The 6,173-nt window shown below is 68.3% G+C and carries 4 protein-coding genes and 1 pseudogene; 3 read left to right on the forward strand and 2 right to left on the reverse strand.

What is annotated here, in order from left to right; all coding sequences use genetic code 11:
• Nucleotides 1-519 precede the first annotated feature (519 nt).
• Nucleotides 520-1,506 carry an NHL repeat-containing protein gene (locus E2E34_RS29780; RefSeq protein ID WP_138904978.1) on the forward strand — a complete coding sequence of 329 codons (987 nt, stop codon included), beginning with the start codon at nt 520-522 and terminating at the stop codon, nt 1,504-1,506.
• A gap of 1,556 nt (nt 1,507-3,062) precedes the next feature.
• On the forward strand, nt 3,063-3,881 hold the full coding sequence (locus E2E34_RS29785; protein WP_138904979.1) for a DUF6551 family protein: 819 nt from the start codon (nt 3,063-3,065) through the stop codon (nt 3,879-3,881).
• Nucleotides 3,882-4,143: 262 nt separating this feature from the next.
• Here E2E34_RS29785 and E2E34_RS29790 read toward each other — a convergent pair whose 3' ends face one another.
• Both E2E34_RS29790 and E2E34_RS29795 read right to left on the reverse strand, forming a co-directional pair.
• Nucleotides 4,144-4,518: a very short patch repair endonuclease gene (locus E2E34_RS29790; protein WP_138904981.1), complete on the reverse strand. Its 375-nt coding sequence runs from the start codon at nt 4,516-4,518 to the stop codon at nt 4,144-4,146.
• A gap of 132 nt (nt 4,519-4,650) precedes the next feature.
• Nucleotides 4,651-5,667, reverse strand: a complete 1,017-nt coding sequence (locus tag E2E34_RS29795; protein ID WP_138904980.1) for an SEC-C domain-containing protein — start codon at nt 5,665-5,667, stop codon at nt 4,651-4,653.
• 240 nt (nt 5,668-5,907) lie between these two features.
• Here E2E34_RS29795 and E2E34_RS29800 point away from each other — a divergent pair.
• Nucleotides 5,908-6,173 (forward strand): annotated as a pseudogene (locus E2E34_RS29800) (class E sortase); the annotation flags it as partial.

The following is a 6,173-nucleotide window of genomic DNA, read 5'->3' on the forward strand; positions in this document are numbered from 1 at the left end:
CACCCCACCCCACCCGCGCTGGGCGTGCGACCGCCTGTCGCCGGTCACACGCCCAGCCCATGGGGGAGTTGCCGGTAAGTACGTACGGACGCCCCGGCACGTTCAACGGGCGGCGGCGGCCATGCCGGGCGGCGGCCCGGCATGGCACGCCCGCGCGGTGTCGCCCAGGGCGGGCGCGAACGGCGGCCCGGCCCGCCCGCCGGTCTCATCCACGCGAGCGCGCGCACGGCCGACCCGGGCCACCCGGTCCGCACTGGACCTGGCCGCCCTCCCCGTCCCGGACCACTGGACCTGGACCACTCGGCCCGGCCGGGACGACCGGACCTGGACCGCCCTCCCCGTCCCGGACCACTGGACCTGGACCACCCGCGCCGTATCGATCACCCCATATCGGCCACGCGGGCGATCTCTAGTCCCACCGGGGACCGGCACCACGGAAGTGACGACCCGTCATGATCTTCTGGGCCCGCGAGTCTCTCCCGCACCGATTGCCCCCTGAGCGCGAGCCGGAGGAGCCCCATGCCCCGCTTCCCACGTCTGGTCGGTATCGCCACGGCCGCCGTCGCCCTCGCGGCGCTCGCGGCGGCTCCCACCGCCGCCGAAGTCCCGACGCTGACGGACCCCCGGGTCGTCGAGCACTTCGACTTCGCCGCGGGGCAGACGCCGGAGAGCATCGCGCTGGAGCCCGACGGTTCGGCCAACGTGACGTTCGCGTTCGCCCGCCAGATCGCCCGTCTCGCCCCGCACCAGGAACCGCGCATCCTCGCCGAACTCCCCGCGGTGACGCGCCCGGACGCCCCGGTCACCGGCGCCCCGGTCGCGACGGGCATCGCACGGGCGCAGGACGGGACCCTGTACGTCAACTACGCGACCGGCACCAAGCTGACGGGCGTGTGGCGCGTCAACCCGAAGACGCACACGGCCCGGCAGATCGCGTGCCTGCCGAAGACCGGCTTCCCCAACGGCCTGGCGCTCGACGAGCGGCACGGTGTGCTCTACGCGGCCGACTCGGTGCTCGGTACGGTGTGGCGCACCCCGACGAAGGTCGGCTCCCGCGGCTGCGCCAAGCCGACGGCGTGGGCCACGGGCACCAAGCTCCAGCCCCCCACCGCACCGGCGGAGGCGCTGGGTGCGAACGGCGTCAAGGTGCGGCACGGCGCGGTGTGGGTGTCCAACGTCGACAAGGGCCTGCTGCTGCGCATCCCGGTGAAGAAGGACAGCACGGCCGGCCCGATCGAGACCAGGGCGACGGGCCTGCGCGGGATCGACGACTTCGAGTTCACCGGGCGCGACAACACGGTCCTGGCCGCGCTGGTCTACAGCAGCGAGGTCGCCGCGGTACGCCCCAACGGCACCCACGAGATCGTCCTCACCGCACGCGACGGCCTCTCGAACCCCACGTCGGTGGCGATCCACGGAAAGACGGTCTACATCCCCAGCGCCGCCTTCTTCACCATGAAGAACCCCAACCTCCTCCTGGCCACCCTCAACAAGCACCACCGCTAGCCACTTCTCGTCCGCACCGCGAATGACCGGGCTGCCGGACTGGTCACCACGATCAGCCCGGCAGCCCCCTCGGCTGCTCCGCGAGGACGACACCCCACGCTCAACCTCAGCGCCTCGACCGCCGCATCGCACAGCCCGCCCGAAACTGACCCGGGCCTCGTCCCGGACGGCAAGACGCGCCCTATCAGGCACCTCCGAATCACGCACGGCAGCGCACCCGCTAAAAAGCCGACACCTCGACGTACTCGGTCCCGCTGCCGCCGCTGTAGAAGGACTTGATCCAGTGGATGCCGTAGTGGTCCGTCAAAGCTCCTCGAAGCCTGATCCAGGAGTGCGGTCGAGGCGCTGAGGTCCAGTGCCTGAGCCTTCAGGCGCTGTATGATCGTCCCTGACGCCCTCGTCTTCGAAGGGTAGCGAGAGGTTCAACGACTGCGTGATCGGATCGGTGAGCGTACGCCGTCACTCTCGGATCTTTGCTTCCCTGGCCAGTTCATTAAGGTTTGGCGCTCCTGATCGGAAACAACAGATGCGCAGTAAGAGGTCTCCCCAGCTGCCTCTTCACCGATCCATCCTAGGATTGGCGGCGCCCTTTGTTTCCAGGGATCCGAGGGATGGTGCAGCAACTTCTGGGGCTGCCACCGCCATGGTCGCCTCCGAAGAGTCGCAGCACTCAATCGCTCTGCAAGGGCTACCGGTTGCGCCCCGCTGGAAAAGGTACGGCCTGCAGCGCAGTACCTCGAAGCTCTTGTAGCTGCGCCCGTCGATGGCCGCCACATAGATGGCTGTCCGGCCTCTTCTCCCGAGACCCTTATAGCCCCGGCACGGCACGCTTGGACGGACATCGAACCCCTTCGTGATGGCCAACTCGACTGGTTGGCTGATCGTGCGCGTTCGGGATGTCCGTTCCAATGCGTCGAATTTTCCCTTCGGCGGCAGCTTGCGGAGGCTTGAGATGCGTCGAACGCGTGCCCCCGACACCACATAGCGGTGCGCTTGGGCGTGACGTGTACCCGGTCGCGAATCTCGTTGTGCACGCCTGTGCAGGTGGGCGCGCTGGAGGTTGCAGCGTTTGGCGGGTGTTACTGCTAACGCCGGTGCACTTGCACAGCACGTGATTGCCAAGCCCCACGTCGCTTGCACATCTGACCGATGGCGGCCACGGGGATCGTAGAAGTGGCTTCCCTCGGTCTGCCCGAGACTCCAGAGCGCCGCTAGGGGAGCCTGTGTCCATCACCGGCTGCGTCGTCGGACGCGAGAGCTTGCCTCCACCGATGGTCGCGCTGCGCTGGCCTTCCATCAGAACTTGGCCCTTCCTCGCAACGGGCCCATATGTGCAGGAGTTGAGGTGAGGAGCGCCGGTGGATGTCCGATGGGCCAGTCGCCCGCGTCGGACGGCCAGGTGCCCGTCCGGATGCCTTGCCTCTCATGTTCTGCTGGTGCACGGCGACTCGGTTGAAGTAGGTAGACGCGGTGACCTGACCAGTCGTACTTTGGCAGGCACGCACGCCTGCGTTCCGTGCTGAGCCTGCGCGTGTGCGGTTAATGGGAGGGGACCCATGGCGAAGAAGCGGTACGACTACAAGTTGCCGGATCACGATGTTGAGTACGGCGTCGAGCTGGCTGTAAACAGCTTGAAGATTGATGTGGAGGCTCAGCGCACACTGAACAAACGGCGTGCCGAAGCCATCGCAAAGGGGCTTGTCAAGGAGGCTATGGGGGCGATCGTCGTCTCTCGGCGGCCCAACGGTGACACGTACATCGTCGATGGGATGCATCGCCACTACGCGTGTCAGTTTCTAGGCATCGAGAAGATAATGGCTGAGGTGCATCACGGCCTGAGTCAGCAGGAAGAGGCGATCCTTTTCCTGATCAAGAACAGAGAATCGTCCAAGCCGAGCGCGCTGGACGAGTTCAAGGTCGGTTTGACAGCCGGTGTACCACTGTTCGTTGACACATATGCGGTTCTTCAGCAGCACAACCTGGAGCTGGGTGCCTCTTCGACAAACTCCATTGGTGCGGTGTCTGGCGTCCTGCGTATCACGCAGGAACACGGACAGGTGACATTGGACCGTACGTTGACGGTGGTGGAGAAGGCATGGGGCCGCGACCGGTCGACATGGGATGGCGTGCTCCTGAGCGGGGTCAGCGAGTTTCTCGGACGCCATGGTGATGTGGTCGACGATGATGCTCTGCTGGCAGAGAAGATCGCCAAGGCTGGGCATGCTGCGGGCTGGATCGGCACTGTGCATGCCCAGGCGTCCGGTGGTGGGATGCATAACAGCGGTACTGGTTCGCGGATCAGTACCTGTTACAGACTCGTCGTGGATGCTTGGAACAAGGGGCGCAGGAAGGGTAGCCGAATCGAACTCCGGTGAGGCGTGGAGCTGGCCTCGTTCGCAGGTGGGCCGCACCCCTACCTATGCGCAATCCGCGCAACTGGGTTCGTATTCCACCAGGCGCGCAGAGGCAACGGGGTGATGTGAACAAGTGTCGGGATGTGAAGAGCTGTCGCTTCGATGGGGCACAGCAATGTGAGGTGATGCCCGCACGCGCATGAGCGCTATAAGGGGCACGGGCAGGTGGAGAGAAGGCAGTGACCGCCGAGTTTGCATTCGTCTGATCATTGGGGCGGCTCGGCTACGTGGCTTCTCTCCGTGCCTGCTCCACTGCGCGGCCAACGGTTTCGGCGCTCTCGTGCTCCCAGAAGCGCAGCACCGTCCACCCCTGTGCTTCGAGGTGCTGCGTTGTTTCGCGGTCGCGGGTCATGTTCTTGTCCAGCTTGGTTCGCCACCAGTCGGCGTTGGCCTTCGGATGCGTCGCGTGCTGCGGGCAGCCGTGCCAGAAGCAGCCGTCCAGGAAGACTGCGATCTTGGCGCGGCTGAAGGCGATGTCGATCGTGCGGCGGGGCATCCCCGGGACCGGCACGTTCACGCGGTAGCGCAGACCGGCGGCGTGGAGGAGTTTGCGTACGGCGATCTCGGCGGCCGTGTCGCGTGAGCCCTGGCGGCTCATGCGGGCCGAAACGGCGGCGGAGGAAGGGATGGGGTGGGGCACCCGCGCATTGTGCCGGACGGCTGCCCCACCCGGTGCCTCGCCGTGAGGCTCAGTGGTGCCCATGGCGTTGCGTCCAGCGGCGCGGAGGGTTCATCGAAGGTCCGGAGTGCCGTGGCAGTCGCGGTATTGGGTGTTCGAGCCGCACCAGCACGGGGCGTTGCGGGCCGGGGGCCAGGTGGTGGCTCGGCCTCGGGCTGCCAGGGTGGTGGCGTACTGGGGGAGGAGGTCCGGGTCGGCGGGGGACGCTGATTCCGATGCGGCGAACGCCTCGTACGACGGGACCGTGCCCCGCACGATGCCCAGGTTCCGGGTGCCCGTCGACGACAGGTCCCGCAGGGCCGACTCGATCGCGTTCAGGTGCGCCTCGTGCGTCGGGTAGTCCGTCGTCAGTCCCGGGTACGCCGTCAGCAGCTCGCGCAGCTCCTCCTGCGGCCAGTGCAGCATCGCCACCGGGAACGGGCGGGAGAGTGCCGTGCGGTACGTGCCCAGCTCGGCGCGCAGGCGGGCGATCTCGGCCCGGAGCTCCGCCGGGTTCTCCGACCCCAGCGACCACAGCCGCTTCGGATCGTGCAGCTCGTCGAGGGCGATCGGGCCGGCGTTCACCGTGTCCGCCGTGGCGTCCCACTCGTCGTGCGGCAGGCCCAGCATGCGGCGTACGCGGTGGCGGCCGGTCAGCAGCGAGTGCGCCGTGTACGGGATCTCCTCCGACGGGTCGATGAGGAGGTTCAGCGCGGTCGTGAACGCGTCGTGGGCGGCGTGGAGTTCGTCGTGGCTTTCCAGGGCTTCCGCGATGATCTCCCACGGAGCCGCCTCGCGCGGGGCCGCGGCGCGGATGCCGTCGATGATCGCGCGGGCCTCCGCCTCGTGACCGTACTCCCACAGGTTGGCGGCCTTGAGGGCCTTCACCAGCGGCGGGTTGTCGGGGGTCTTCGCCAGGAGGTGGTCGTACAGCGTCGCCGCGCGGGCGCGGTCGCCGGACAGCTCCAGGTGGGCGGCGGCCTGGAGGAAGAGCGGCTCCTGGTCCTCGGGGTACTGGGCCGCGGTACGCAGCAGGCGCTCGGCTTCGGCGGTGTGATCGGCGTGATCGGCAGGCGTGTCGGGGCGCATGGTCCACACCGTACTGCTGTACGGGGTGCGGGTGAGAGGGCCCCGGAGCCGCGAGGGCCGAAGTGCGGGCCGAGATTGCGGCCCGGTGCGGCGAGCGGCGAGCCCGCGCGGTGGCCGGAACGCGCCTGTCCGGCCGGTCTCGTCGGCCCTGCGGCCGGTGGGCAGCCGCGGAGAGTGTGGCGTACGTCGCTTCCGGTACGGGTCTGGAGAGTTGGCGGGGTTGCCCCTATCGTGCGCGCCGTGCGGGAGCGGAAGCGGCGGCGGAATCCGGTGGTGGTGCAGGGCGCCGGCCGGGGGCGCGCGCTGGCGGCGCGCGGGCTGTGGGCGGGTGCGGAGGCGGCCGTGACGTTCGGCGTCGTCGTGCTGCTCCTCGTCGTACACCAGCTGTGGTGGACCAACCAGCAGGCCCGTGACGGCGCCGAGCGGAAGGTCCGGGCGCTGGAACGGGAGTGGGCGGGCGGCGCGGCAGGCGAGCCGGCCGTCGCGCCCTCGATGCCGTCCCAGGA

Source organism: Streptomyces albidochromogenes, from assembly GCF_005981925.1.
GTDB lineage: Bacteria > Actinomycetota > Actinomycetes > Streptomycetales > Streptomycetaceae > Streptomyces > Streptomyces albidochromogenes.